This is a genomic window from Sinorhizobium terangae (genome assembly GCF_029714365.1).
Classification (GTDB): Bacteria; Pseudomonadota; Alphaproteobacteria; order Rhizobiales; family Rhizobiaceae; genus Sinorhizobium; species Sinorhizobium terangae.
This window is the reverse complement of the sequence record NZ_CP121660.1, coordinates 680148-705873: the sequence shown is the minus strand read 5'-3', so window position 1 is coordinate 705873 and position 25726 is coordinate 680148. Positions and strand designations below refer to the sequence as shown.

The following is a 25726-nucleotide window of genomic DNA, read 5'->3' as shown; positions in this document are numbered from 1 at the left end:
CGCAACACGGCAACAAAGTAGGGTGTTCGAAATTCGCTTGACCCCGAGCATGCGATTAGAGCGTTTCAGGTTTTGACAGAAGCATATCCGGCGTTGGCGAAGTAGTTGCTGCATTCGTCGGGCTGGAGTGAGGGGACAAGGCTGCCGAGGTATTTCCATGTCTCCTCGACGGTTCGCTTCTGAGCCGCCCGCATCCAGTGTTTGATTTTGGCGAAGGCCTGCTCGATCGGATTGAGATCGGGCGAGTATGGCGGGAGATACCAGAGCCGCGCGCCGGCGGCTCGGATCATCTGCCGGATGGCCGCCGACTTGTGCGAGCCGAGATTGTCCATGATGACGATGTCGCCGGGTTCGAGCACGGGCACGAGCTGTTGTTCGACATAGGCGCGGAAACACCGACCGTTGATCGGTCCGTCGAAGACGCAAGGCGCTGCCAGCCGGTCGTGGCGCAAAGCGCCGACAAAGGTCAGCGTGCGCCAGTGGCCGTGCGGGGCAAAGCCGCGCAGGCGCTTGCCTCGTGGCCCCCAGCCATAGAGCGGCGCCATGTTGGTCTTGATCCAGGTTTCGTCAATGAACACCAGCCGTCTCGGATCGAGACCGGACTGCCAGGAGCGCCAGCGTTGCCGCCGGCGGGCAATATCGGCACGGGCCTGCTCAAGGGCGAACAGCGTTTTTTTTAAACCGCAACCCCTCGCGGCGCAGGAACCGCCAGACCGTATCGTGCGACACCTTCACCCCACGCGCCGCCAGCTCTTCCTTCAGCCTGTGCAGCGACAAATGCGGCGTCTGGTTGATCCGCTCCGCGATGAACGCACGGTGCGGCTCCAGCACATGCTTGCGGTGGCCGCCCATCTTGCCGGGCGCCACGGACCCGTTCGAACGATAGCGCTGAGACCACTTCACCGCCGACGATACGGCAATGCCGAAACGAGCCGCCACCGATCGGCAGCTTTCCCCCGCCGAAATGGCGCCAACAACACGTTCACGAAGATCGTTCGAAAGAGGTCGCGTCATCGGATGCTGGCCTCCGCTCCAGCCAGCATCTTGAATCACAAAACGGACTAAAACGGAATCCCCTCCGATTCAGTCAAAACCGGAACCGCTCTAGACAACGAGTTTGCAAAAACAAGGATGCAAGCTCCCCACAATCAAGAAAAGATGTCGCGCTGCATGCTCCGCAACACGGCAACAAAGTAGGGTGTTCGAAATTCGCTTGACCCCGAGCATGCGATTAGACAACGGATTCGAACCCACAACACTGTGAATGCGGAATTCAGACAGGACTCCTAACCGGCAAGTGCAACGCCGTGCCTATCAAATGCGTGAATCTTGTCGCCCATTGGTTGCATTCCCACGACATCACCTGCGGCAAGGTTCGATTCGGTCGGGACGGCAAGTGTGATCGGATCGATCAAGCCTTCGGATTCCACATAGGCATAGGTTTGCGCGCCAAGGCGTTCGATCAATTCCACCCGCCCGCGAATGCCGCCTTCTTCTGGCGGAAGAATCGTCAGGTGTTCCGGCCGAACACCCGCTGTGACCGTCCCTGCAGCGTTCCAGGCGCGCGCGCGCTCGATGCGCGTTCCATGCACTGTCAGATTTCCGCCGTCTACCGCAGCCGGCAGGAAGTTCATAGACGGGGCGCCGATAAACCCGGCGACGAAAGTGTTCGCCGGACGCTCATAGAGTTCCATAGGGGCGCCGACTTGCTCGATCTTGCCCTTGTTGAAGACGACAATACGGTCCGCGAGCGTCATGGCCTCCGTCTGATCGTGCGTCACATAGATCATCGTGGCACCGAGGCGTGCGTGAAGGCGTGCGATCTCTAGTCGCATCTGTACGCGAAGCCCCGCATCGAGGTTTGACAGCGGCTCGTCAAACAGGAAAATCTTCGGCTGTCGGATGATAGCGCGACCGATGGCGACGCGCTGTCGCTGGCCACCCGAGAGTTCACGGGGAAATCGTTCGAGAAGGGGACCGATCTGCAACGTGGTCGCGACGTCACCCACCCGACGGGAAATCTCCTCCTTTGCCAGACCAGAGAGCTTCAGGCCGAAACCGATGTTTTCCGCGACTGTCATGTGCGGGAAAAGGGCATAGGACTGGAAGACCATGGCAATCTCGCGCTTGGCCGGCGCAGTCGTGGTCACGTCGCGCCCGGCGATGCCGATCGTGCCGTCCGTCACGTCCTCGAGGCCGGCAATCATTCGCAGCATTGTCGACTTGCCGCAGCCCGAGGGGCCGACGAAGACGACGAATTCTCCTTCCGCGACATCTAGATCGACCCCGCGGATTACCTCCAGCGCTCCATAGGATTTGCGAATCGAGCGAAGTGCAAGCTGTGTCATGATCAACCCTTTACCGCGCCCATGGTCATGCCCTTGATGAAGTAGCGCTGGAAAAACAGAAAGACGAAAAGCGTGGGGAGGCTGGCGACGAGCGAGAGTGCGCCCTGCACGCCCCAGGCGACGGAATACTGCCCTTTGAGATTGACGATGCCGATCATGATCGTCCGCTTGTCGTCGGACTGAGTAAAGATCAGCGGCCAGAGGAAATCGTTCCAAATCCAAGTGAACTGCAGCGTCGCCAATACCGCAAGCGCCGGCAGGCTGAGCGGCAGCACGACACGGGTCAGCACCTGCCACTCGCTTGCGCCTTCCAAGATCGCTGCCTCGCGCAAGGCCGTCGGAACGGTGGCGAAGAAGTTGCGCATCAGAAGAGTGCAGATCGGAATTCCGAGCGCGGTATGAACGATGAAGACCGGCCATAGCGTATCGATCAGACCCATTCTGTTGAATAGGCGGAAAAGCGGAACCAGAATAACTTGTGGTGGGAAGAACATGCCCGCCACAAGGACGAGGAACAGCATGTTGGAGCCGCGAAACGGCAGCTTGGCGAAAACATAGCCGGCCAGCACGCCGAGCGCCGTCGACGCCAGCGTACCGGGGACCGTGACCAGCAGCGTATTGAGGAAGTAGCGATGCACGGCGGGGTTCGCCAGCACCTCGATGAAGTTGCCGAGGTAAAATGCCGACGGAAACGACCAGAGACTGCCGAGCGCGATCTCGCGCGTTGTCTTAACCGAGGCGAGCAGCACGCCGACCGTGGGCAGCAGGAAGAGAATTGCAAGCGCAAGCAGCATGGCGAAGATCGCCCCGCGCCACGGGTTGAAACGGCGGACGACGGAAGGATTAGCCATAGATCCGGTCCACCTTCTTGAGTTGGCGGAAATAGATGCCGATGATCGTGAGGGCAATCAGGAACAGCACGACGGAAATGGCACTGCCGTATCCCATCAGATATTTGCGGAAAGACTCGTTGTACATGTGCATGGCTAGGGTATCGGAACTGTTGAACGGTCCGCCGCCGGTCATGATGTAAAGGATATCAAAGCCCTTGAGCGAATTGATCACCGAAAGAGCGATGACGACGACGGTGGACGGAGTGAGCAGCGGCAGGACGACGAAGACGATACGCTGCCAAAGCTTCGCGCCCTCAATTTCACAGACTTCCAGGAGATCTTCGGGAATCGCCGTCAGGCCGGCAAGGTAGATCACCATGGAAAGGCCGGTCTGTTGCCAAGACCAGGCGAGGATGACCGATCCGAGCGCCGTATCGGGCTTGGCAAGCCAGGCATAGCGCATCTTCTCCCCGGTGATATTGGAGAGCACCGTGTTGAGCAGGCCCCAGTCGGGCTGATAGATCCATATCCAGATCTGGCCGACGATAACGGCCGAAAGGCAGATCGGCAGGTAGAAGACCGTCTTGAAGGCGCGCCCGCCTGGAACTTTTCCGTCGAGCAGAAGCGCGAGCCCGAGCCCGAACAATGTCGGCACCACGATCGCCGCGACCATCCAGATCGTTGTATTGATCGCCGCGCTCATGAACAGCTTATCGGTGAAGATCTTGGCGAAGTTGTCGAGGCCCACGAAGTCGTAGTCGGAGCCGAAGCCGTTCCAGTTGGTCAAACTGTAGATGAACGAGCTGAACAGCGGCCAGATCACGAAGACGGCAAAGACGGACAATGGCGGTGCCAGCAGCGCGATGCGCCAGACGGTATTTTGCCGCTCCATCGGTATCCTTTCCGGGAAATCGCGACCCGCCCGGGGCCGCGATCCTCATTCCTGTTATTCGTCTATTGCTTGAACGCCGTCTTGGCATCCACGGCCACGGCCTTCAGGATTTCGTCCAGCTTGGACGGATCGTCGATGAAGCGCGTGAACATGGAAAGGCCCACTTCGGCAACGGGCGGCGTGGTGGCAAGGTCGTAGTTGAAGGCGAAGGCTTCCGCTTCGGCAACCGTCTTGGCGGCACCCTGCATGACGCTGTTATAGGTCTTCGGGTCAACATTGACATTGGCGGAAAGTGCGCCCTGCGCTTCAGCCCATTTCGCCTGGACATCGGCGTTCGACATCATGAAAGCGAGGAACTTCTCCGCTCCCTCCGGATTGGCCGCGTTGGCGGAAATCACCAGACCGTCGACCGGCCCGACCGCTGCGTTCGGAACACCGTCCTTGATCTCCGGGAAGGGGAAAAAGTCGTAGTCCTCGCCGGGGACAAGGCCGACGCCGTTCCAATAGCCGGTGATCCATGTGCCCATCAGGGTCATCGCCGCATCGCCGCGGGCCACCTTGTCGGCGGCGTCCGTCCAGTCGTCGGCATTGGCGTTTTCCACGAAGAAACCCTGGTCGAGAAGGTCCTTCCAGAGAGACATGGCAGCGACGACTTCCGGGTCGTCATAGGACGCTTCACCCTTCATCAGCTTGGCGCGGTAGTCGGGACCGGCGGTGCGTAGCAGCAGGTAATCGAACCAGAACTGCGCCGGCCAGCGGTTCTTGGAACCGAGCGCGACGGGGGCAACGCCCTTTTTCTTCAGGGTCTTGCAGAGCGCGATGAACTCGTCCCAGGTCGCCGGAGGCGCCGCCATGCCTGCATCGGCAAGCACCTTCTTGTTATAGAACAGGCCGGCGTAGTGATAGTTGAACGGCACGAGGAAGCGCTTGCCGTCATAGAGCGTCGCGCTGTCGGCGATGGGCTTGGCGACGACGCTGTCGAGCTTCTCGCTCGCCCACATGTTGTCGATCGGGCGCAAGCTGCTGGACTTGACGATGAAATCGACGCGCGCGCCGGCCCAGTAGCTGAAGACATCAGGGAGGCTGTGGCCTGCCGCCCGCACGAGAATGTCGGTCTTGAAGTCCTCGTGGCCGACCGGGCTTTCCTTCATCTTGACGCCGGTCGCCTGCTCGAACTTCTCGACCTGCTCGTTGAAGGCCTTCAACCCGAGTTCGCCCGTGAAATAGTGGCTGATCGTGACGTCGCCCGACTGGGCGAAGGTGGGGTTAGCCCCTCCCGCCGCCGACGCCAGGAGCGCTGCAAGCATGAGCGAGCGCCGTGTGATGGAAAACATAGGAACCTCCCGTAAAGTTTTCGATTGTTAAACTTCCTGCCTCACACACTCAGAATTCGGCAAATTTGTTGCCCCTGTCAACACAAAAGTATTGCATTTTGAAACAAAACCGGCAACTTGTTCCCATGTCGGGCGACGTCACCGATTTTGTTGCCATATGCTGTACTTGAGTTTAGCATGGCGCAAATGAACGGCACCCCGAAGGAGTTTACACCGATGCGCCTTTTGCAATCTCTCACGCGCGGCCTAGAGGCCCTCGACTTTCTTGCGGCAAGCCGTGAGCCGGCCCGGTTGACCGACGTCGCCGAGGCACTGGGCGTGGATAAGTCCAATGCGTCGCATCTGATGAAGACACTGGTCGCCGCCGGCTACGCGACCCAGGATTCGGCCCGCCGCTACCAGCCGACCGACAAGATCGCGCGACATACGGCAAGCAGCCATTCGTTGATCGACATCGTCTCGGTGAAGGAAGCCTGGCGCCCGGTGCTCGAACGACTCGTCGCCGAGACCGGCGAATGCGCCCACATGGCCGTGCTGGTCGGTAGCCGCGTCTGGTATATCGACAAGATCGATTCCTCGCTGCCGCTCAAGGTCGATCATCCGATCGGCGCCCTTGCGCCGCTCCATTGCACGGCGCTCGGCAAGGCGTTTCTTGCCTTTGGCGACGCCCAGCTCGAGGGCCCCTTCCCGTCCTTCACGGCGCGTACACTGACGACGCGCCGATCTCTCGACGACGAGATCGCGCGCACCCGTGCACGGGGCTATTCCATAGACAACGAGGAATTTGCGCCCGGCATCCGCTGCGTCGCCCGTCCCATCTACGACGATCACAGCCACATGATCGCCGCCGTCGGCGTCTCCGGCCCCTCCGTCCGCGTGACCGACGAGCGCCTCGCCGAGCTCGGCCACATCGTCACATCCGCTTCCATACCTTCACCGCAGAAAGGCCCATCGCATGAGTACCAACCCGATTAGGGTCGCCATTATCGGCACCGGTCGCATATCCGATCTTCACGCCATCGAATATCTCAAGAACCCGGCAAGCCGTATCGTCGCACTGTGTGACCGGGACCCGGCACTGGCCGCGACCAAAGCAATGGAATGGGGAATAGAGGGCGTTGCGATCGAGACCGAGCTCGACGCTGTCCTCGCAAGGCCCGATGTCGATCTGGTGGAAATCCTCCTGCCGCATCACCTGCATCTTAGCGCCGCGCTCAAGGCGATGGACGCCGGCAAGATCGTCTCCCTGCAGAAGCCTATGTGCGTTTCGCTTGAGGAGGCGGACCAGCTCGTGGCAGCGGCCGAGGCCTATGACCGGCCAGTCAAGATCTTCGAGAACTTCATCTTCTATCCGCCGGTGCTCAAGGCGCGCGACCTGATCGACCAGGGCGCCATCGGAACGCCGCTCTCCATCCGCATCAAGTCCAATCCGGCGCGCAGCGCCACGGCCTGGAATGTGCCGGCCGCCGCGAATGCTTGGCGCCAGAAGCAGGATCAGTCCGGCGGCGGGCCACTGGTCTTCGACGATGGCCACCATAAATTTGCGCTGGCCTGGCACTTCATGGGTGAGCCGGACGAAGTCCACGCCTTCATCGGTGACACCGAAGGCCCCGGCGGCATTCGCTTCGACGCCCAGTCGCAAATCTCTTTCCGCTTTCCCGGCAACCGCATCGGCAATCTCGAGATTGTCTATTCGCCGGAGATGGAACTGGCGACGCGACACTATGCGCAGGACGACCGCGTGGAGATTACCGGCACCCAGGGCGTCATCTGGATCAACGGTGGCCACGGGCGGCTCGCTGACGTTCCGCCGGTCGTGGTTTACAGCGACGGCAGATTGAAGGAATTTCGCGACATTCCGACGGGTTGGGAGCAGAGCTTCGTCCTGTCGACCCGGCACTATATCGACGCAATCGGTACCGGCGCCGCCCCCGTGCTGACGCCACGCCAGGCCCGCGAGATCCTGCGCTTCGCGCTCGCCGCAGACGAATCCGCACGTATCGGCCGCCCCGTGGACCTCAGGAGCGGGAGGTCCGCATGACGCTTCTCCCGTTTCCCAATGGCCCCACGCATACAGCCACCGACCGCGCCGCCTGGCTCAGCGCCGCTGGAGGACTGAAGGCCGCGCTAGATGCGGACCGCCTCAGCGCACCCGTGACGATACCGCTGGTCGAGGCGCTGGTTCTCGGCCTGATGCGACAGGGCGTGACCAAATATCTCGCGATCTTCGGCCATGGCAGCACCGCGCTCGCCGATGTGCTTGACGCTTATGAGGCCGAGGGTCTCGTGCGCTGCTGGCAGTTCCGCAACGAGGTGGAAATGGCGCATGCCGGCACGGCACTCTCCTGGGTCTATGGCGAGGTCGGCGCCGTCGTCACATCGATCGGGCCGGGCGCCTTCCAGGCGATGGCGGCATCACTTGCCGCCGCCTCCAACGGCGTCGGCCTCTATCATCTCTACGGCGACGAGACGACACAGGGCGAAGGTTACAATATGCAGCAGGTACCGAAACCGGCACAGGGCGTCTTTTCCCAAATTACCTCCCTTATGGGAAGCGCCTATACGCTGCATACTCCGGGCGCGCTGCGGGATGGACTGCGCAAGGGCGCAACTTGCGTTTTCCACCCGTGGCGCCCCGGCCCCTTCTACATGAACCTGCCGCTCAACACGCAGCCCGCACCGGTAACGCTGCGCCTCGACGCCCTGCCCGACCGGCCGGTCTTCCCCGCGCTCGCACCGGCTGACGACGGCCCATTCCGGTTAGCAGCGAACGTTATCGGCTCAGCGTCGAAGGTGGCGATCAAGCTTGGCGGCGGCAGCCGCACCGCAGCCGAAAGCGTCCGGCGGCTGGCCGAGGCGGCTGGTGCGCTTGTCGTCTCCAGCCCCGGGGCCAGCGGCGTCATGCCGGCCGATCATCCGCAGAACATGTGTGTTGGCGGTTCCAAGGGCTCGATCAGCGGCAACTGGGCGATGGACGAGGCCGACCTCCTCATTGTCATCGGCAGCCGCGCCGTCTGCCAGGCGGATTGCTCGGGCATCGGCTGGCCCAACGTGCGTCATGTCGTCAATATCAATGCTGACCCAGTCGACGTGCAGCACTACAACAACACGATCGCACTGACTGGCGATGCATCCGTCGTTGCCGGGCGGTTGGCCGCAATGCTGGCGGATAGACAGCCCGATCCGCGCAAAGCGGCTTGGCTGAAAGCCGGCACCGTCAAGCGAGCGGATTGGGACGATTTTCTTGCCCGCCAGGCATCCTCGCCGCCGGTTTTTGATCCTGTCTGGCAAAGACCGGTGCTGACCCAGCCTCGCGTCATCCGGCTTGCCGCCGATTTCTGCCGCCGGCACGGCGCCCTGAAATTCTTCGATGCGGGTGACGTCCAGGCGAACGGTTTCCAGATCGTCGAGGACCAGGCACCCTTCGAAACCTTCACCGAGACCGGCGCGTCCTACATGGGCTTTGCCGTCAGCGCGCTGCTTGCCGCCGGCATCGCCGACAAGGGACGCTACGGCATCGCCTTCACCGGCGACGGCTCCTTCATGATGAACCCGCAGGTGCTGATCGACGGTGTCGAACATGGCGTGCACGGCACGATCCTGCTCCTCGACAACCGCCGCATGGCCGCCATCAGCCATTTGCAGCACGCGCAATACGGCCGCGATTTCCGCACCAATGACGGCGTCGCCGTCGACTACGTGAAGCTGGCCGAGGCAGTGAGCGGCGTACGCGCTCTATCGGGCGGCGAGGACGAAGAGAGCCTGACAGCCGCCCTCGAGGAGGCGCGAGCCTGGCCGGGCCTCAGCCTTGTCCACGTTCCCGTCTATTTCGGCGAGGACCCCGCCGTCGGCCTCGGCGCCTATGGCCAGTGGAACGTGGGCAACTGGGTCGACGACGTCCAGCGGCAATATGCCCGCACCTTGATCTGAGAGAACGACCATGTATGAACAATTCGGACTGCTGATAGACGGTCAGTGGCGTGCCTCGCGCAGCGGGCAGACCCGACCCGTCATCGATCCTGTCGATGAAGAGATCATCGGCCATCTTCCCTCGGCCGACGCCACGGATCTCGACGAGGTTCTGAGCGTCCTCTCCCGCGAGGCCCCGCGCTGGGGCAAGGTTCCCGGCTGGGAACGGAGCGCCATCCTCCGTCGCATCGCCGGGGAAATGCGTAGCCTCTCGGACCGTGCAGCGCGCGACATGTCCGCCGAAACGGGCAAGCCCATTACGGAAGCCACAGGTGAATGGAACGCCGCCATCGATCAGTTTGATTGGTATGCCGACGAGGCGCGGCGCATCTTCGGCCACGTTCTCGGCGGGCGCGACCCGAACGTGCGTCTCGACGTCCGGTTCGATCCGGTCGGCCCGGTGGCCGCCTTCACCGCCTGGAACTTCCCGGCGCTGCTTCCAGCCCGCAAGATCGCCGCCTCGCTTGCCGCCGGCTGCCCCATCGTCATCAAGCCCTCGGAGGAAGCGCCGTCGAGCACGCTGCACATCGCGGCAGCCGCCATGAGGGCTGGCCTGCCCGCCGGCGTGCTGAATGTGGTCAGCGGCAACTCTTCCGATGTATCGACCCACCTGATCGCCTCGCCGACGATCAGGAAGGTCTCGCTCACCGGCTCCGTCGCGGTCGGGAAGCTGATCCTCAGGCAATGCGCCGACACCGTGAAGAAGGTGTCGATGGAGCTGGGTGGCCATGCGCCGGTTCTCGTGCTGGAAGATGCCGATCCGGTTGCTGCCGCCACCGCCTGTGCCCGCGCCAAGTTCCGCAATGCCGGTCAGGTCTGTATCTCGCCAAGCCGCTTCTATGTCCACGACTCCATTTACGAGCCCTTCGCGCGTACGATGGCCGACGTCGCCAACGGCCTCAAAATCGGCCGCGGCAGCGACGACGGCGTGGAAATGGGCCCGATGGCCAACGCCCGCGGCCGCGAGCGTATCGTCAGCATGGTCTCCGATGCCCTGGCCAAGAGCGCGACGCTGCTTGCAGGCGGCGAAATCCCGGCTGACCGCAATCGCGGCTTCTTCTATCGTCCGACGGTTCTCGGCGACGTTCCGGACGATGCACTTATCATGTCGGAGGAGCCGTTCGGCCCCGTCGCCCCGATCGCGCGCTTCTCCGACTTTGACGATGCCGTGAAGCGCGCCAACGACGTGCCCTTCGGCCTTGCGGGCTACGTCTTCTCGCGTTCGCTCGAGCGCGCGAACAGGGCGGCGGAAGCGCTCGAAGTCGGCATGGTTGGCGTCAACGACATGCTGCTTGCCGCAGCCGAGATCCCCTTCGGCGGGATCAAGGAAAGCGGCATGGGCCGTGAGGGAGGCCGGCTCGGAATCTTCGACTATCTCGAAGCCAAATACATCAAGATGCGGGTCGCGTGAGGAAGAAAACATGTGTGACGACCACAACAATTCCGGCAAGGAAACGGGCTTTTCGCGCGGATTGACCAGCTATGGCGACCGGGGGTTCAGCATCTATCTGCGCCGATCCTTCGCCAGCTCCATGGGTTATAGCCGGCAGATGCTCGACCGGCCAATCGTCGGCATCGCCCACTCGGCGAGCGGCTTCAACAACTGTCACCGGCATTTCCCCGAGATGATCGAGGCGGTGAAGCGCGGCGTGCTGGCCGCAGGCGCGCTGCCTGTCGAGTTCCCGACGATCTCGCTCGGCGAGGTCTTCCTCAGCCCGACGAGCCTCAAGTTTCGCAATCTCATGTCCATGGATGTCGAGGAGATGACCCGCGCGCAGCCGATGGACTCGGTGGTTCTCCTCGGCGGCTGCGACAAGACCGTTCCCGCGCAGCTGATGGGCGCTGCATCCGCCGGCCTTCCGTCTATCCAGCTCGTCGCCGGCCCCATGTCGACCAGCCGTCATCGTGGTGAACGTCTCGGCGCCTGCACCGACTGCCGCCGCTTCTGGCAGCGCTATCGCGCGGGCGACGTCGACGATCAGGGCATCGGCGAGGTCGAAAAGCGCCTCGCGTCCACCAGCGGCACTTGCGCGGTGATGGGAACGGCCAGCACCATGGCCTCGCTTGCCGAAGCTATCGGCATGATGCCCGCAGGCTCCGCAGCCATCCCCGCAGTCGATGCGGATCGCCTGCGCATGGCCGAGGAAACCGGCCGTCTCGCCGTCCAGCTGATCGGCACGGACAGGACACCCAGGAAGATCATCACGGAGAAAGCGCTGGAAAACGGCGTGCGCATCCTGATGGCGATCGGCGGTTCCACCAACGCTATCATCCACCTCGCCGCCATTGCCGGCCGCCTCGGGGTGAAGATCGACCTGAATCGGATGAATGAGATTAGCGACACGACGCCCGTACTCGTCGACCTCAAGCCGACCGGCGCCGCTTATATGGAAGACCTGCATGCGGCCGGAGGCATTCCGGCCGTCATGCGGGAGCTGAAGCATCTCCTTCACCTCGACTGCGAGACGATCACTGGCGAAACCATTGGCGACCGCATCCAGGCGGCGGACCCCTGGGTTGATCGCAATGTCGTGAAGTCGTTCTATGCTCCCATTCGTGAAAGCGGCGGGCTTCTCGCCCTGTTCGGGAACATGGCGCCGCGCGGCGCGATCATCAAGCGCTCGGCCGCAGACCCCAATCTCTTCGAGAAAACCGGCCGTGCCGTCGTCTTCACTTCGTTGCAGGATCTTGCGGCTCGCATCGACGATCCCGACCTCGACGTTACGGCGGACGACTTCCTTGTTCTCCAGAATGCCGGTCCGCTCAGCGACGCTGCCATGCCGGAGGCTGGTTACATCCCGATCCCGGCCAAGCTCGCACGTGCCGGCGTCAAGGACATGGTGCGTATCTCCGATGCACGTATGAGTGGGACCGCCTACGGCACCATCGTTCTGCATGTCGCGCCGGATGCTGCTTCGGGTGGTCCGATCGGTCTGATCCGTAACGGGGACTCGATCGCGCTGAGTGTAAAAGATCACTCGATCCGCCTTCTCGTTTCCGATGAGGAACTGGAGACCCGGCGTGCTGAGCGGACGATAGAAAAGCGTCCGGCGCTTCGGGGTTACGATATGCTTTACCGCGATCATGTCTTGCAGGCCGACGAAGGCTGCGACTTCGACTTCCTGCAAAGCAGACCGGCCTCGTCATCCCACATCCGAAGCTGAAGCTCCAAGGAGGAGCCGGTTAAGCTGACAGCGAACTACCGCCTCATTGAGCTGAGCGTCGTTGCGGCGGCCATCGGCGCGGAGACGGCGAGGGTCAATTCCCCCTTTCGTCCCTCGGGGAGCGCCGGTTGACCCTGCCGAATTCGTGAAAGTCGGCAGCGATCGGCGCCGACCTTCGGCCAGTTCCTGTTGATAGATTACGCGATGTTTTGAGAACAGAACGAGAACGCACGAGTGCTGCGCCGAATGCTGGTGTACGGCTGCTCTCGACCCTTTGCGGCCTTAGGGGACGAGGACCGGCAATGGCTCGATTGAGCCCAATCCGGTCCTTCCAGGTGTCGCCGTCAGCGGCACAGGTCGATGGTGAGCGGGGGTCGTGGCAACAGCGCTGTAGGGCAACATTCCGCCAACGACCCGACTGTGCCGAGTTAAGGTTTTGCCAGTGTTTGTGCATCAGCGGCGATGGATACGAAGTGCCGCTTGAAAGCGATATGTAGATCGTCAATCAGCGTGAAGATTGTCGGGATGACGAATAGGCTGAGGAAGGTTGACGTAAGTAGCCCGCCGATCACAACGATCGCCATTGGCTGTCGGAAGCTGGGATCGCCGCCGGTCAGGCTCAACGCCACAGGGATCATTCCTGCGCCCATCGCAATCGTCGTCATGATAATCGGCCTTGCGCGCTTGTGGCATGCGTCAACGAGTGCGTCGAACCGCGGCACACCTTGCCGCCTCGACATGATCGCGTACTCGACGAGCAAGATCGAATTCTTGGTCACGATACCCATGAGCAGAATCAGGCCGATCACCGCCGGCATGGAGAAGCTCATGCCCGTGACCAGCAGTGGAACGAGTGCGCCTCCGAGTGCCAATGGAAGCGCCATCAGGATAGTGACGGGCTGAAGGAAATCGTGGAATAGAAGGACAAGGACCGCGTAGACGCAGAACACGCCGATTGCCATTGCTATTGCAAAGCTCTCGAAGAGTTCGGAACTCTGCTGCAGTTCGCCCTGCTGGACCTGATAAACCCCCGGGGGCAACTGGCGAAGCGCTGAAAGCGCCTGCGCCTCCCGGTTCACGTCACCAAGGATGCGGCCGTTGAGTTCGACGGAGAGGGTGACGTTGCGGGCGCGATCGATGCGGTTGATTTCCGAAGGACTGCCGCCAATCGATATGTCGGCGATGGTCCCCAAAGACACCTTTCCTTTGGCACCGGACACCTGGATTCGAGAGATGGCGTCAATGTCGGTCCGTGACTTTGGATCAAGACGAACACGGACGTCGATCTGGCGCTGCGGTAGATTGAGCTTGGCCATTGAGTTCGAGTAGTCGCCATTGGTGGAAACACGAACTGCCTCCGCAATCGCCTCGGACGTTACGCCCAAGGCGGCCGCTTTGGGGAAGTCTGGCTTGATCTGAACTTCCGGCGCCTGCAGGGACGCGCTGGAGGTCACCGCACCGACACCGTTCAGCGTCCTCAACTGATCCTCCAACGAACTCGCAGCGCGATCCAGAGCGTCGGCATCATCGCCGGCAATCGTGATCTCGAGCTTCGTGCCGTTGCCGCCGCTTCCGACTTCGACCGTGGCGCCGGGCAGGACAGAGAGGGCATTGCGTATGTCCCGCTCGATCTCTGTCTGCTTGCGGTCTCGATCGCTCATGTCGGTCAGGTTGACCACGACCGTCGCCTTTGTGATGTCGCTAGTCGTCGAGGAATCAGGGCCGCTTCCCGAAGAGGACGAGCCGACGGAAACGTACACGCCGGTGACATCCGGCAACTTTGATATGATCTCGGCCGCGCGTCGGGACGTGGTGTCGGTCATCTCCAGCGTGCTGCCCGGCGAAAGCGTCAGATTCACCTGGGTCTGAGAATTATCCGAGGCCGGAAGGAACCCTGTCTTGAGAAAGGGTATGGCCATCAGCGATGCGACAAGCAGGGCGCTCGTCGCGAGCATAGTGATGAGCCGGTGCCTGAGGCATGCCTTGACGACGGACAGATACGTTCTCATCACCCAGCCGTCCTTTTCCTCTTTCGGATGCGCCTTCATGAGATATGCCGCCATCATGGGGGTGATGAAGCGGGCGACGAGAAGGGAGGCGAGCACGGCAGCCGCCGCCGTCACACCGAACTGTCGGAAAACGAGGCCGGGAACGCCGCCCATGAATGCTGTCGGTAAGAAGACGGCGACGAGGGTGAAGGTTGTCGCGATCACGGCAAGCCCAATTTCGTCGGCCGCCTCCATGGCGGCGTCTCTGGCGGTCTTGCCCATTCCGAGATGTCGTTCGATGTTTTCTATCTCGACGATCGCATCATCTACCAGAATGCCGACGACCAGCGACAGTGCAAGCAACGTCACCGTGTTCAGGCTGAAGTCTGCGAGATACATCACGAGGAATGTCGGGATTACCGATAGCGGGAGGGCGATAGCAGAGAGAAAAGTCGCCCGCCAGTCCCGTAGAAATGCCCAGACGACGACGACCGCGAGGAAAGCGCCTTCGTAGAGCATGTGCATCGAACCGTCGTAGTTCTCGATGATCGGCTTGACGGTCGTGTAGGCGTCGACGATCTGGACCTCCGGATTCGCCGCCGCGAATTCCCGCATCTTCGCCTGGATTTCGTCCGCTACCGCGGTGTCCGAGAAACCGTTCAAACGGTAGATCTGGACGGCTATGGCCGGCTTTCCGTCGAGGTAGGCGATGGACGAGCGGTCCGCATAGCTATCGGTGACGGTCGCTACGTCGTCCAGCCTCACGTTCTGCCCGTTGGAGAGCGGGATAGCGAGGGATGCGAGGTCATCGACCGAAGGTACGGCACCCATCACGCGGACGGTTTGCCGCAGGGCACCGATGTCGCCCCGACCTCCCGATATGTCGGATTGAACCGACTTGATCTTGGAAGAGATGTCGGCGGCCGTGATCCCGAGGCTTGTCAGTACGTCCGGCCTCAGGTCGACATGCGCCTCGCGGTCCACGCCGCCGATGCGCGTTACCTGTCCGACGCCTCCACCTGACAACAGCGCCTTGGTCATGTCGTTATCGACGAACCACGACAACTCCGCCTCGTCGAGTTTGTCTGACCGTACCGCGAAGGCGAGAAGGACGGACGACTGCACCGTCACCTTGGAGACGGTCGGAGTATCCATCGCGGATGGAAGCTCACTTTTGGCGCTGTCAACTGCGTTGCGGACCTCGTTGAGGGCCGCCTCACTATTCTTCTCGAGTTTGAACGACACGCTGATCGTGACGTTGCCGTCGGTGATCGTCGTCGTGATGTGGTCGAGCAGGCTCAGCGACGCGAGCTTGTCCTCGATCTTGCGCGCCACCTCTGTTTCGAGCTGCGTTGGAGCTGCGCCTTCCAGGGTGCCGACGATTTTTATGGTCGGCAGATCCATGTCGGGAAAGTCCTGCACCTGAAGGCGCAAGAAAGCGAGCAGTCCGCAGACAGTCAGGAGAGCAAACAGAAGGACGACTGGAACGGGATTTCGGATCGACCAAGTAGAGATATTCATCGCGCAGCCTCCTCGATCTTGACCAGCGCGTTCTCAGACAGAAAGGCGCCGCCCGCCTGCACAACCCTCTCCCCACCTGCCAGGCCCTCGGATACTTCCACCCGGTCGGACCTGCGTCGGCCGACCTTCACCCGCACGCGGTGCGCCCTGCTTTCCTCGTCGATCACGAACACGTAAGCGAGGCCGTCGCGGTAAACGATGGACGATTCCGGAACCGTAAGGGCTTTGCTCGCCGTGATGTCAATGCGTCCGGACACGTAGAGGCCGGCGCGAGGCTTCGGTTCCTCTGGGAGCTGCACGTAGACGATCGCTCTCCCCGTCTCGTCGCTGATCGTCGGCGCGACAAGCCGCACCATACCCTTGAACGTGCGCCCGTCCGGCGCGTCGATCTCGGCCGCTTGCCCCGGTTCGACCCTCAGAAGGCTCAGCGCCGGGACTTCGGCCTGCCATTCAATGCGCTGCTGGCGCGTCAGCCGGAAAAGTTCGGTACCAGTCGACACGACCGCGCCGAGAGATGCCGACCGTGACGTGATGATCCCGTCATCCACGGCGGTGATAGTTGTCTGCGAGACCTTGATCCGCTGGCCTTCGAGAGCGGCCTCTTCGGACGCGAGGGCGGCTTGCGCCGTCCTCTCGGTGTTGAAGTACTCGACCCTTTTTTGGTCGGACAACACTCCGGAGGCGATGTCGCGCGCACGCTTAGCCTCGGACGTTGCCTTCTCAAGATTTGCCTTCCCGGTTTCCACCGCCGCCTCCTGCTTTTTCAGGTCAGCAAGGACGCCAGCCTGATCAAGCCGCACGAGGACGTCTCCCTTTTTCACGACAGATCCCACATCGACCAGAACCTCCTTGATGCGCAATCCACTGGTTTCGGAGGCGATGGTGGCCTCGTGCCAAGGCTTCAGCCACCCACTGACCGGAATGGTTTCGGGCCACTGCTCCTTTGCCGGCTCCACCAGGGACACGGTAAGCGCAGGCGCCTGTGTTTCCTCCTGTGCCGCCGCCGGCCCGCGGGCGAGAAGAAGGCACGTCGCGAGGGTGCCTGCGAATATTGCAATGTTCTTCATTCTTGGTTCCCTCGATAGGTTGGGCGTGGAGGTCGGCTTATCGTCCAGTCTTCCGCATTGCGAGATGCGGGCCGACGAAGCCGTCTTCGACCCTGGGCACGGTCACGTCGATGGGGCCGCTCCAGCCGCCGCCAAGGGCCTTGTTGAGGGACACGTAGTTTGTCGCGATGTCCGCATTCGCCTGGATCAACTGCTCCTGGGCGGAGTAGAGGGAGCGGTCGGCATCGAGGACGTCGAAGAGGTCGCTCTCACCGGCGGCTAACAGGTCGCGCGAATACTTCGCCGCCAGTCTATAACCGGATACGGATTCTGCGAGCGAGGCGGCTCGGGCTCGCGACTTGTTGAGCGAGACGATCGCATTTTGCACGTCCTCGAGGGCGTTCAGAACGGTCGACTGATAGATGAAGAAGTGCTGGTCTCGTTCCGCCTTGGCGACACCTACCGCGGCCTTCAACTGTCCGCCCTGAAAGATCGGAACGGTCAGGCTGGGCCCGAAAGACCAGCCGATGGTCGACTTCTTGCCGAGATCGCTGATGCTCGCCGCTGAGGTGTCGATCGCGCCCGTTAGGCTGACCGAAGGGTATCGGTTCGCTTCTGCCTGTCCGACTTTCGCGGTTGCCTGGGCAAGCTGACGCTCAGCCGATCGGATATCCGGCCGGGTGTTCAAGATATCCGCCGGAATTCCCACCTTCATCTTGCGCGGCGGCGACGGGATCGGCTCTGCGCTACGGAACTGCGCATCGAGATCAAGTGCCGATCGGCCAAGCAGGACAGCAAGGCGGTTTACGGCCTTGGCATAGCTGATCTGATAGGACGGCACGTCGGCCTGGGTCGACGCCGCCTGCGCCTCCGCCTTGGAGACATCGACCCGGGACGCCAGTCCGACTGCGACTTGCTGCGTCGTGAGGACGGCGGTTTCGCGCTGGGATTTTGCCGAACGTTGGGCGAGTGCCACAAGCTGCTGGTACTCGCGAGCCTGGACGTAATAGGTGGCGACGTCGCCTATCAGAGTCACGAGCGTGTCGCGCAATTCTTCTTCCGAAGATTGCTCGGCGTAGACAGCCGCCTCCACTGCGCGCCTTGCTCCGCCGAAAAGATCGATCTCCCAGCTTGCATCGAAGCCAGCCTGGTACTGCGAATAGACCGTGGGCTCCGTACCTGTCGTGGTCCCCTTGTTGCGGGTTGCCGACGACGCCTCGGAAAGCGAGGGAAACAGTGTACCCCTTTCTTGCTGGAGCGATGCCCGGGCCTGCCGGATCTTTGCCTTCGCCGTCGCGACATCCAGGTTCGAGTGGACGGCCTCCGTCACGAGTCCGTTGAGGACCGGGTCATGGAACTGCTTCCACCACTCCGCCAGCTCGGGAGGAGCTTCGTGGACGTGCTTTCCTTTTGTTTTCCAGGAGGCCGGCATCGCGATCGACGGTTTCACGTAGTCCGGCCCGACGACGCAACCGCTCAAACTCCCGGCAAGGCAGACAAGGCTGACCAGTTTCAATTTGCGCTTGATATGGCTCTTCAACGTGTGCTCCGCCGTCTCCAATGTCAGAGCCGTTGATAGAGGTCGGGGTGTTAAGTGCGGTTAAGGAAGCGTAAAGTTATGTAAAAATTGCCCCGATCTGCTGCTGCCGTTGTATTGCTCACGGGAATGGTGAACCGGGATTGCCCATGCCGAAAGTACTTCTGATCGACGATGACACGGAACTGACGACGCTGCTGAGCGAATACCTCACCGAGGAGGGCTTCGACGTCGAAACGACGGACGACGCACGGCAGGGGATCGCAAGCGCCGCTGCCGGTCAGGGAGTCGACATCATCGTCCTGGACGTAATGATGCCGCGGATGAACGGCATCGACGCGCTGCAGCGCATCCGCCGTCTGGGCGACATCCCGGTGCTGATGCTGACAGCGAAGGGCGACGATGTCGACCGCATCTCCGGGCTCAATCTCGGGGCTGATGACTATGTCTCGAAGCCCTGCTCGCCGGGCGAGCTGGTCGCGAGAATCCGGGCGATACTCCGGCGGACGACCGGCAAGACGACAGACGAGAGCGAGACACTGCAGGCGGGCGGGCTTACCCTCAACCCCGCGACGCGTGCGGCGATCTGGAAAGGTCGGCACCTGGAGGTGACCGGCACGGAGTTCTCGATCCTCGAAGTCCTCGCGCGCAGCGCTGGGCAGCTCGTTCCAAAGGAAGAGATATCCCGGTGGGCTTTCGGGCGCGGCTTGACGCCATTCGACCGGCGGATCGACGTCCACATAAGCAGCGTCCGGCAAAAACTCGGGTTGCGGGATGACGGCTCCTCCTGGATCCAGTCGGTCCGCGGTCAGGGCTACCAATTGCTGCGGGACGGCTGATGCAGAGGCTTCGGAGAAAGATGTTCGTGATGGTGTGGCTGTGCGTAGCTGGATCCATCGCGCTGGTCTTCGCCATACTCAGCTTCCTGCCGCTCACGCCGTTTGCCGAAGAGGTCCAGGAGCGAACCACAAGCTTTGCCCTGGACACGGCTTCGGACCTGCTCGCTCGCCAAGGCATGCTTGCCGTGCAAGACGTCATATCGGCGTTCGCAAATGCGGATCCTTCGATCCGCCTGAGCGTGAAGGCGGTCGGCGCACCGCTTGAATGCGCGGTATCCGTCAGCGACACGCTTGTCCGGCGCGTCGTGAACTCGGGCAAATGCTATGAAGTCACGGCAGTCCCGGACGATGCCTACATTTGGCGACAGTGGCCCAAACTCATGCCGTGGGCTTCCGCCCTTTTGGCCGCGGCCGGCGCCGCGTTCTGGCTGGCGAACTACTTCACAGGGCCGGTCGAACAGCTTCGGCAAGGACTGGGGGAACTCGCTCGCGGCAACTTCGGTGCGCGGATCGGTGAAGAGGTCGACCGCAAGCGTGACGAGGTGGCTGCCCTTGCTCATGACTTTGATGCCACGGCTTCTCGTTTGCAGGAGTTTCAGGAGGTTCAGCAGCGCCTGTTTCACGACGTCTCCCATGAACTCCGGTCGCCTCTCTCGCGTCTGCAGGCTGGTCTAGGGGTGCTTCGCCAGAACCCAGCCCGGCTCAACGACATGCTGGAACGGCTGGAGCGGGAAATTCAACGTATGGACGATCTTGTCGGCGAGATCCTGACGCTTGCCAAGCTTGCGGCGGCGGCGGACCAGCCTTTGAACCGACAGAGACTTGATCTGATCGACCTCGTTCGCGAGATAGTGGACGACAGCACCTTCGAGGGAGCGTCGAACCAGGTCGCGGTCGAATACGACGGAGAAGAGTCGTTCGTGACGTCAGTAGATGGCGAGCTGATTTATCGAGCGGTGGAGAATGTCGTGCGGAACGCAGTGAAATACTCCCCGCCCGGATCGGTGGTCCGCGTGTCGAGCCGAAGAACGTCGTATAGTTTCGAGCTTATCGTCGAAGACGAAGGCCCCGGAGTTCCAGACAGCGCGCTCGAATCCATCTTTCATCCCTTCCGGAGGTTTGCCGATACCCCGGCCGACGCTGCCGGGTTCGGTCTGGGTCTGTCGATCACCAAGCAGGCATTCGAGCGGCATGGGGGCAGGATTGACGCATCGCGGATCTCCGGTAGCGGTTTGCGTATGAAGATGATTCTGCCGATCACAGAGGCAGATGCTGTTCTGCGCACGATGCCGGCAAACCGCCGGCCTTCCGCTGAATAATTACTGTCCGGTGGGGAGCGGTCGCTCGCGCGTCACACGGTGACGGTTGCTTTGCGCGGCAAAACCGGAAATTCCGAGTGCTATCGACGGATATCGGCTTAGGGTCGAAGCGTCGGTTGAATGAACGTCCCAAAAGTCCGCATCTCGGCCATTCGCGCTAACCGCAGCAGACGACCGGTCACCACCCCGAAAACGACTTTCCAGCCACGATTCACGAACGACCGCTGTGCGCCTTCAAGTCGGACACTGAGCAGAGCACGGTGGTATCCCAGAAGCGGAATGCATACATGCCGCCGAGGTGCAGGTTTGCACCACTTCCAGACCTTACCCTCGGAAGCTGCGATCGACGCGTTTCGACCCAGTGCTGCCGTCTGATATCAATGGGGCAAAGACCGCTTAGAGCCCGAAGCGGACTGTCAATTCGTTGCGCGGGACGGCAGGTTTGCGCCGTCATCGGTCGTCCACACCACCTGCTCAAGCTCATAAAAGCCGTCGATACGCTTAGCCAGCGGCCACGCCGGGAACCCCAACAGGAGACATCGGCCGAGCGTGTTCTCCCTTATGTTGGTCCCACATTTGTGCTCGCTGCTCGGCGGTTGTTGGAGGCGATATCTTGACTTCCGATACATACCGAAAAGAATGATGCAAACATTGGGAGGATTACATGGCGGAAATTCGTCTGGAGAACGTTTCCAAGAGCTTCGGCTCGGTATCGGTAATCAGCAACATATCCCTGACGGTAAACGCCGGCGAACTGATGGTGTTTCTGGGACCATCGGGGTCGGGAAAATCAACGCTTCTTCGGATGATCGCCGGTCTGGAGACAATCGACTCCGGCTCTCTGACGATCGGCGGCATACGCAGCGAAGCGCTGCCGCCCGGCCATCGCAACGTAGCGATGGTTTTCCAGAACTACGCGCTTTATCCGCACATGTCGGTGCGGGACAACATGGCGTTCGGGCTTGAGAACATCGGGCTTCCGGCGGCGGAGATCGAGACGCGGGTCTTGATGGCGGCGCGAATGCTCGAGATGGAAAACCTGCTTTCTCGCAAACCCGCGCAGCTATCTGGTGGCCAAAGGCAGCGCGTAGCCATAGGGCGTGCGATCGTGAAGGAGCCAAAGGCGTTCCTTTTCGACGAACCTCTGTCGAACCTCGATGCCGCCCTGCGCGTGAGGACCCGCGTCGAGCTGGCGCAACTTCACCAGCGGATGAAGTCTACGATGATCTATGTCACGCACGACCAGACGGAGGCGATGACGCTGGCAGATCGGATCGTGGTGCTCAACCAATGCAAGATTGAGCAGATCGGGACGCCAATGGAGGTTTACCTCAAACCCGCGTCCCGCTTCGTCGCAGGTTTCATCGGAAGCCCAGGAATGAATTTTCTTTCGGTCGATGTCATCCGTCCAGGGCGGACACCCATCAGGTTCGGGAACGGGTTCGAGCTCGAGATTGAGGCCCCTGTGCCCGCGCCAGGCAGGTTCGATCTTGGCATACGGCCAGAGTCGGTCCGGATCATGACTGGCGAAATCGATCCCTCTCGTCCCTCGATCGAAGCACAGGTTGGCGTCGTCGAGCAACTTGGCGAGCGGACGCTGGCATATTGCACGCTCGAGGACGGTTCACAGCTTATCGCTCAGGATGCGGGGCGTTCCGAGGTCCGTCCGGGAGATCGCGTGCGCGTGGGACTCGACCCTCTGGCCGTTCACCTCTTTGATGCCGACGGGAAATCCTATCAAGCAATCTGATACGCGTCCAAATAGCAGCGGACCTCCAATCACCAATTCGGAGGTCCGTGCAGGCGCCAGCCGGAGAGTAACAATCTAGCCTTTAATACCCGCTGACAGCGTGATCGCTTCAGTGACGCGCCGCTGAAAGATTAGGTAAGCCATCGCCACGGGCAGGCCGGCGAGAACCGCCGCAGTAAGCTGCCTTGCATAATAGACCCCGAAGGCATCGTTCACCTGCGTGATCCCCACAGTAATCGTCATCATGTCGGTCCTGGTCACCGCAAGGAATGGCCACAAGAACGAGTTCCAGGACCAGATGAAGCAGACGATCGAGAGCGCCGTTGTCACACCCCAGTTCATAGGAATATAGACCTTGGTTAAAATCCGCCATTCAGACGCATTGTCCATAACCGCCGCCTCGCGAAAATCCTTCGGCACGCCGTCAAAGAATTGCTTGTAGACGATGATGATGACGGGATGAATGAGCTGCGGGAGCACGATCCCACTCCAGGTATTGATTAGGCCAAGACCGGCCACCAATTCGAAGTGATTCACGATCAGGGTCTGCATGGGGACCATGAAGCTCGCCAAGATTAGCCACCACAAGACATTCCGAAGCGGAAAGCTCAGCTGCGAGATGGCGTAGCCGCAGAACAGTGACGAACTGACAGTTAGCACCGTGACGGCTATCGCCGTGAGAATGGAATTGACATACCACCGCCCGATCTCTGTCTGAGTCAAGGCGAATACATAATGCGAAATGGTAAAAGTCTCGGGCCAGAGCTCGATATAGGGCCTGACGACTTCGTGCTCAGGTTTCAGTGACGAAACCACAGCCCAGTAGAGGGGAAACGCCCAGACGATGGCGCAGATGACGGTTATGACAGTGATAATGAGGCCGATGGCGTTAAGTCGGCGCGCTGTTGTCGCGGTCATCGGTCCCGCCCTCCCGAAAGGCGTGTCAGCTGAAAATTCAAAACAGACACGACAATGACGATCACAAATAGGACCACCGCGACGGCTGCCGCCCTGCCTCCCTGATCCGATTGGAACGCTCGCTGAAAGACATAATAGACCAGGACCACGTTGTCGTTCGGTCGTCCGCCGACTGAGAAGAGGTAGACTTGGTCAAAAATCTTGAGCTGCGAAATCAACTGGATGGTCAGTACGAGCGCGGTGATTGGCCACATCAAAGGCCAAGTAATGCGGCGGAAGGTCGACCATCTGCCGGCGTTGTCTAAGGCCGCAGCCTCGTAGATTTCCGTCGGGATGGTTCGCAATCCGGCGAGAAACAACAATATGGAAAATCCTGCGGTCCACCAGATCGTGATTATGCCGACGGCGGGCATGAACCAGGCGGTCGACTTGAAAACGGGGATGCGCGCGATGCCGAGCATGTCGAAAAGGTACATCGCGATGCCGAACTGGAAGTTCAGCGTCCAATCCCAGAGGAGATACACGACCGAGACCGGAAGAATATATGGCAAGAAGAACAGGGCGAGTATGGCTGCCTGAAGTCGTCCGGCAAGACGATTGACGCCGAGCGCTATTGCGAATGCCACAAGCGTTCCAGGGACGACGGTGATGAGTACGAAGTAGGCCGTGTTCCATACCGCGGTGCCGAACCGTCGGTCAGAAGGAAGGCGTGCGTAGTTGTCGAACCCGACGAAGTTTCCATCGCCAATCAGGGGCGCATCTGTCAGGCTTATCATGAAAAGCCTTATCGTCGGATAGACGAACACAAGTCCGTAAATGGCGACGAACGGCGCGATGAGCGCCAAGGCGAAGAGAGCTTCGTTGCGCCGGTTTCTGAGCATCATCCTCCCGCTCCACTTACCTTTCAGACGAGGATGGCCCAGGCGAACGATTGATTGCCTGGGCCTCGGGTCGTCAAAGGTCGGCCAAACCGGTCTTGATCTCCTCGACCGCTTTCGCGGGCTCCATTTCACCATTGAGCGTCGGCACGAAGAAATTCGACATCACGTCAAAAATTGGCCCAGCGATGCCCGCCAGCGGAGTCTTCGGATCGAAGATCATGTTTGCGGTCAGCGAAGAGTATGTGTGGTTCGGCTCCATCGCCTTGTACTCGGCCGAGTTCGTGACGGGACCATATGCGGGGATATGCCCCGCGGTCGCCCAGAACAAGGAATTCTTCGACATCCAGCTCATGACCTCGAGGACCGCGGCTCGCTTCTCGGGACTCATGTCCTTGCCCTTGTTCGCAGGGAGCGCGAAGGTGTGACTGTCGGCGTAGGTGGAGGGATGATTGAAGATTACAGGCAGTTCGACGGCTCCCCATTCGAAGAGCTTGCCGTTCTTCTTGAGGTCCGTCATCGTCGGGACTTCCCAAACCCCGTTGATCATCATCGCAGCTTCACCCGATGTGAAGAGCGCCACGGTCGCAGGGTAGTCCGTATAGGTGGATTGAAGCCCTTCCTTCGTCCATTCGGACAGAACGGCAAGAGAGTTTTCGAGCTTCTTTGCGCTGTCGCCAGCAAGAAACTCACCGTCCGTCATGAGCTCACCATCCTGCTGGCCCATGAAGGAATAGACGGTGCGGAACATGAAGTTGCCGTCCGCAGTCACCGAGCCAAGCGGGAACTTGACCCCAGCGGCCTTCAAGGCCTTCAGCGTCGCGGTGAAGTTCTCACGCGAGTCCATGCCCTTCGGCTTGCCGTCGTCGCCGAGAACTCCGGCTTTCTTGAGCAGGTCCTTGTTATAATAAAGGACGATTGGGTGCGTATCGAGCGGCACCGCATACTGTTTGCCGTCGATGCTCACAGCCTCCCAAGTCGCGGGGGCGTAGTCAGATTGTCCGAGGCCCATCGTCTTCCAGTCGTCGGCGGTGATTTCCTGCAGAATGCCCTGCTTCACCGCCAGCGGGATGCGGCTGGCGTGATACGTCATGATATCAGGGCCTTCGCCAACCGCCGTAGAGGTTTGGACCTTGGAGTAAAATGGCGTTCCCCATTCCAGCGTGGTCGCATCGATCTTTATCTCGCCCTTGTGGGCCTCGTTGAAATCGGCGACCATTTGTTTCATGCGAACGCCGTCACCGCCGCCGAAGAAGTCCCACCATGTGACGGTTTCCTCGGCGTGGGCGACGGTGGTCATGAGACCTCCCGCCAAAAGCACTGCCTTCGTAAGTTTAAACCAATTCGGCATGTCACTTTCCTCCCAGACAAGCAGCGTGTTGCCGCTACC

The 25726-nt window shown here is 60.9% G+C and carries 19 protein-coding genes; 8 read left to right on the top strand and 11 right to left on the bottom strand.

The window, feature by feature from the left end; all coding sequences use genetic code 11:
• Positions 1-65: 65 nt before the first annotated feature.
• The 5 genes from QA637_RS22025 to QA637_RS22005 all read right to left on the bottom strand — a co-directional run bounded on the left by QA637_RS22025 (position 66) and on the right by QA637_RS22005 (position 5407).
• A protein-coding gene (locus QA637_RS22025; protein ID WP_153441515.1) for an IS630 family transposase occupies positions 66-1014 on the bottom strand; the annotation gives its coding sequence in 2 pieces (ribosomal slippage) (positions 66-677 and positions 679-1014; 948 coding nt in all).
• A 272-nt stretch (positions 1015-1286) separates the two neighbouring features.
• Positions 1287-2348, bottom strand: a complete 1062-nt coding sequence (locus tag QA637_RS22020) for an ABC transporter ATP-binding protein (RefSeq protein WP_153443125.1) — start codon at positions 2346-2348, stop codon at positions 1287-1289.
• 2 nt (positions 2349-2350) lie between these two features.
• Entirely contained in the window at positions 2351-3199 is an 849-nt protein-coding gene (locus QA637_RS22015; RefSeq protein ID WP_153443127.1) for a carbohydrate ABC transporter permease, read from the bottom strand.
• Positions 3192-4073 (bottom strand): carbohydrate ABC transporter permease, encoded by an 882-nt coding sequence (locus QA637_RS22010; protein ID WP_283066897.1) that lies wholly within the window; start codon positions 4071-4073, stop codon positions 3192-3194. Before QA637_RS22010 ends, QA637_RS22015 begins: the two co-directional genes overlap by 8 nt.
• 62 nt (positions 4074-4135) lie before the next feature.
• The gene (locus tag QA637_RS22005; protein WP_153443131.1) at positions 4136-5407 is read right to left on the bottom strand and encodes an ABC transporter substrate-binding protein; all 1272 of its coding nucleotides are present in this window, start codon (positions 5405-5407) and stop codon (positions 4136-4138) included.
• A gap of 216 nt (positions 5408-5623) precedes the next feature.
• On the opposite strand from QA637_RS22005, the gene QA637_RS22000 reads away from it, so the two are divergent.
• Genes QA637_RS22000 through QA637_RS21980 form a run of 5 tightly spaced genes read left to right on the top strand, consistent with a single transcriptional unit; the run spans position 5624 to position 12540 of the window.
• Complete coding sequence (locus QA637_RS22000; protein ID WP_153443133.1) at positions 5624-6382, top strand: IclR family transcriptional regulator; 759 nt, start codon at positions 5624-5626, stop codon at positions 6380-6382.
• Entirely contained in the window at positions 6363-7448 is a 1086-nt protein-coding gene (locus QA637_RS21995) for a Gfo/Idh/MocA family protein (protein WP_153443135.1), read from the top strand. The genes QA637_RS22000 and QA637_RS21995 overlap by 20 nt, the downstream gene beginning before the upstream one ends.
• On the top strand, positions 7445-9337 hold the full coding sequence (locus tag QA637_RS21990; protein ID WP_153443137.1) for a thiamine pyrophosphate-dependent enzyme: 1893 nt from the start codon (positions 7445-7447) through the stop codon (positions 9335-9337). Before QA637_RS21995 ends, QA637_RS21990 begins: the two co-directional genes overlap by 4 nt.
• 10 nt (positions 9338-9347) lie before the next feature.
• On the top strand, positions 9348-10787 hold the full coding sequence (locus tag QA637_RS21985) for an NAD-dependent succinate-semialdehyde dehydrogenase (protein ID WP_153443138.1): 1440 nt from the start codon (positions 9348-9350) through the stop codon (positions 10785-10787).
• Positions 10788-10797: 10 nt separating this feature from the next.
• Positions 10798-12540 carry a dihydroxy-acid dehydratase gene (locus QA637_RS21980; protein ID WP_153443140.1) on the top strand — a complete coding sequence of 581 codons (1743 nt, stop codon included), beginning with the start codon at positions 10798-10800 and terminating at the stop codon, positions 12538-12540.
• Positions 12541-12968: 428 nt separating this feature from the next.
• On the opposite strand, the gene QA637_RS21975 is transcribed toward QA637_RS21980, so the two are convergent.
• The 3 genes from QA637_RS21975 to QA637_RS21965 are packed head-to-tail and all read right to left on the bottom strand — an operon-like array spanning position 12969 to position 18635.
• Complete coding sequence (locus QA637_RS21975; RefSeq protein WP_283066893.1) at positions 12969-16049, bottom strand: efflux RND transporter permease subunit; 3081 nt, start codon at positions 16047-16049, stop codon at positions 12969-12971.
• Entirely contained in the window at positions 16046-17116 is a 1071-nt protein-coding gene (locus tag QA637_RS21970) for an efflux RND transporter periplasmic adaptor subunit (RefSeq protein ID WP_153443144.1), read from the bottom strand. Before QA637_RS21970 ends, QA637_RS21975 begins: the two co-directional genes overlap by 4 nt.
• Positions 17117-17153: 37 nt before the next feature.
• Positions 17154-18635 carry an efflux transporter outer membrane subunit gene (locus QA637_RS21965; protein ID WP_283066891.1) on the bottom strand — a complete coding sequence of 494 codons (1482 nt, stop codon included), beginning with the start codon at positions 18633-18635 and terminating at the stop codon, positions 17154-17156.
• Positions 18636-18781: 146 nt separating this feature from the next.
• Here QA637_RS21965 and QA637_RS21960 point away from each other — a divergent pair, with 146 nt between their 5' ends.
• The 3 genes from QA637_RS21960 to QA637_RS21950 all read left to right on the top strand — a co-directional run bounded on the left by QA637_RS21960 (position 18782) and on the right by QA637_RS21950 (position 22540).
• Entirely contained in the window at positions 18782-19471 is a 690-nt protein-coding gene (locus QA637_RS21960; RefSeq protein WP_153443146.1) for a response regulator transcription factor, read from the top strand.
• A gap of 20 nt (positions 19472-19491) precedes the next feature.
• Positions 19492-20790, top strand: a complete 1299-nt coding sequence (locus QA637_RS21955; RefSeq protein ID WP_283066889.1) for a HAMP domain-containing sensor histidine kinase — start codon at positions 19492-19494, stop codon at positions 20788-20790.
• A gap of 664 nt (positions 20791-21454) precedes the next feature.
• Positions 21455-22540, top strand: a complete 1086-nt coding sequence (locus QA637_RS21950) for an ABC transporter ATP-binding protein (RefSeq protein WP_153443151.1) — start codon at positions 21455-21457, stop codon at positions 22538-22540.
• 75 nt (positions 22541-22615) lie between these two features.
• On the opposite strand, the gene QA637_RS21945 is transcribed toward QA637_RS21950, so the two are convergent.
• The 3 genes from QA637_RS21945 to QA637_RS21935 all read right to left on the bottom strand — a co-directional run bounded on the left by QA637_RS21945 (position 22616) and on the right by QA637_RS21935 (position 25687).
• Positions 22616-23458: a carbohydrate ABC transporter permease gene (locus tag QA637_RS21945; RefSeq protein WP_153443152.1), complete on the bottom strand. Its 843-nt coding sequence runs from the start codon at positions 23456-23458 to the stop codon at positions 22616-22618.
• Positions 23455-24342 carry a carbohydrate ABC transporter permease gene (locus tag QA637_RS21940; protein WP_153443153.1) on the bottom strand — a complete coding sequence of 296 codons (888 nt, stop codon included), beginning with the start codon at positions 24340-24342 and terminating at the stop codon, positions 23455-23457. The genes QA637_RS21945 and QA637_RS21940 overlap by 4 nt, the downstream gene beginning before the upstream one ends.
• A gap of 70 nt (positions 24343-24412) precedes the next feature.
• On the bottom strand, positions 24413-25687 hold the full coding sequence (locus tag QA637_RS21935; protein WP_153443154.1) for an extracellular solute-binding protein: 1275 nt from the start codon (positions 25685-25687) through the stop codon (positions 24413-24415).
• Positions 25688-25726: the final 39 nt, after the last annotated feature.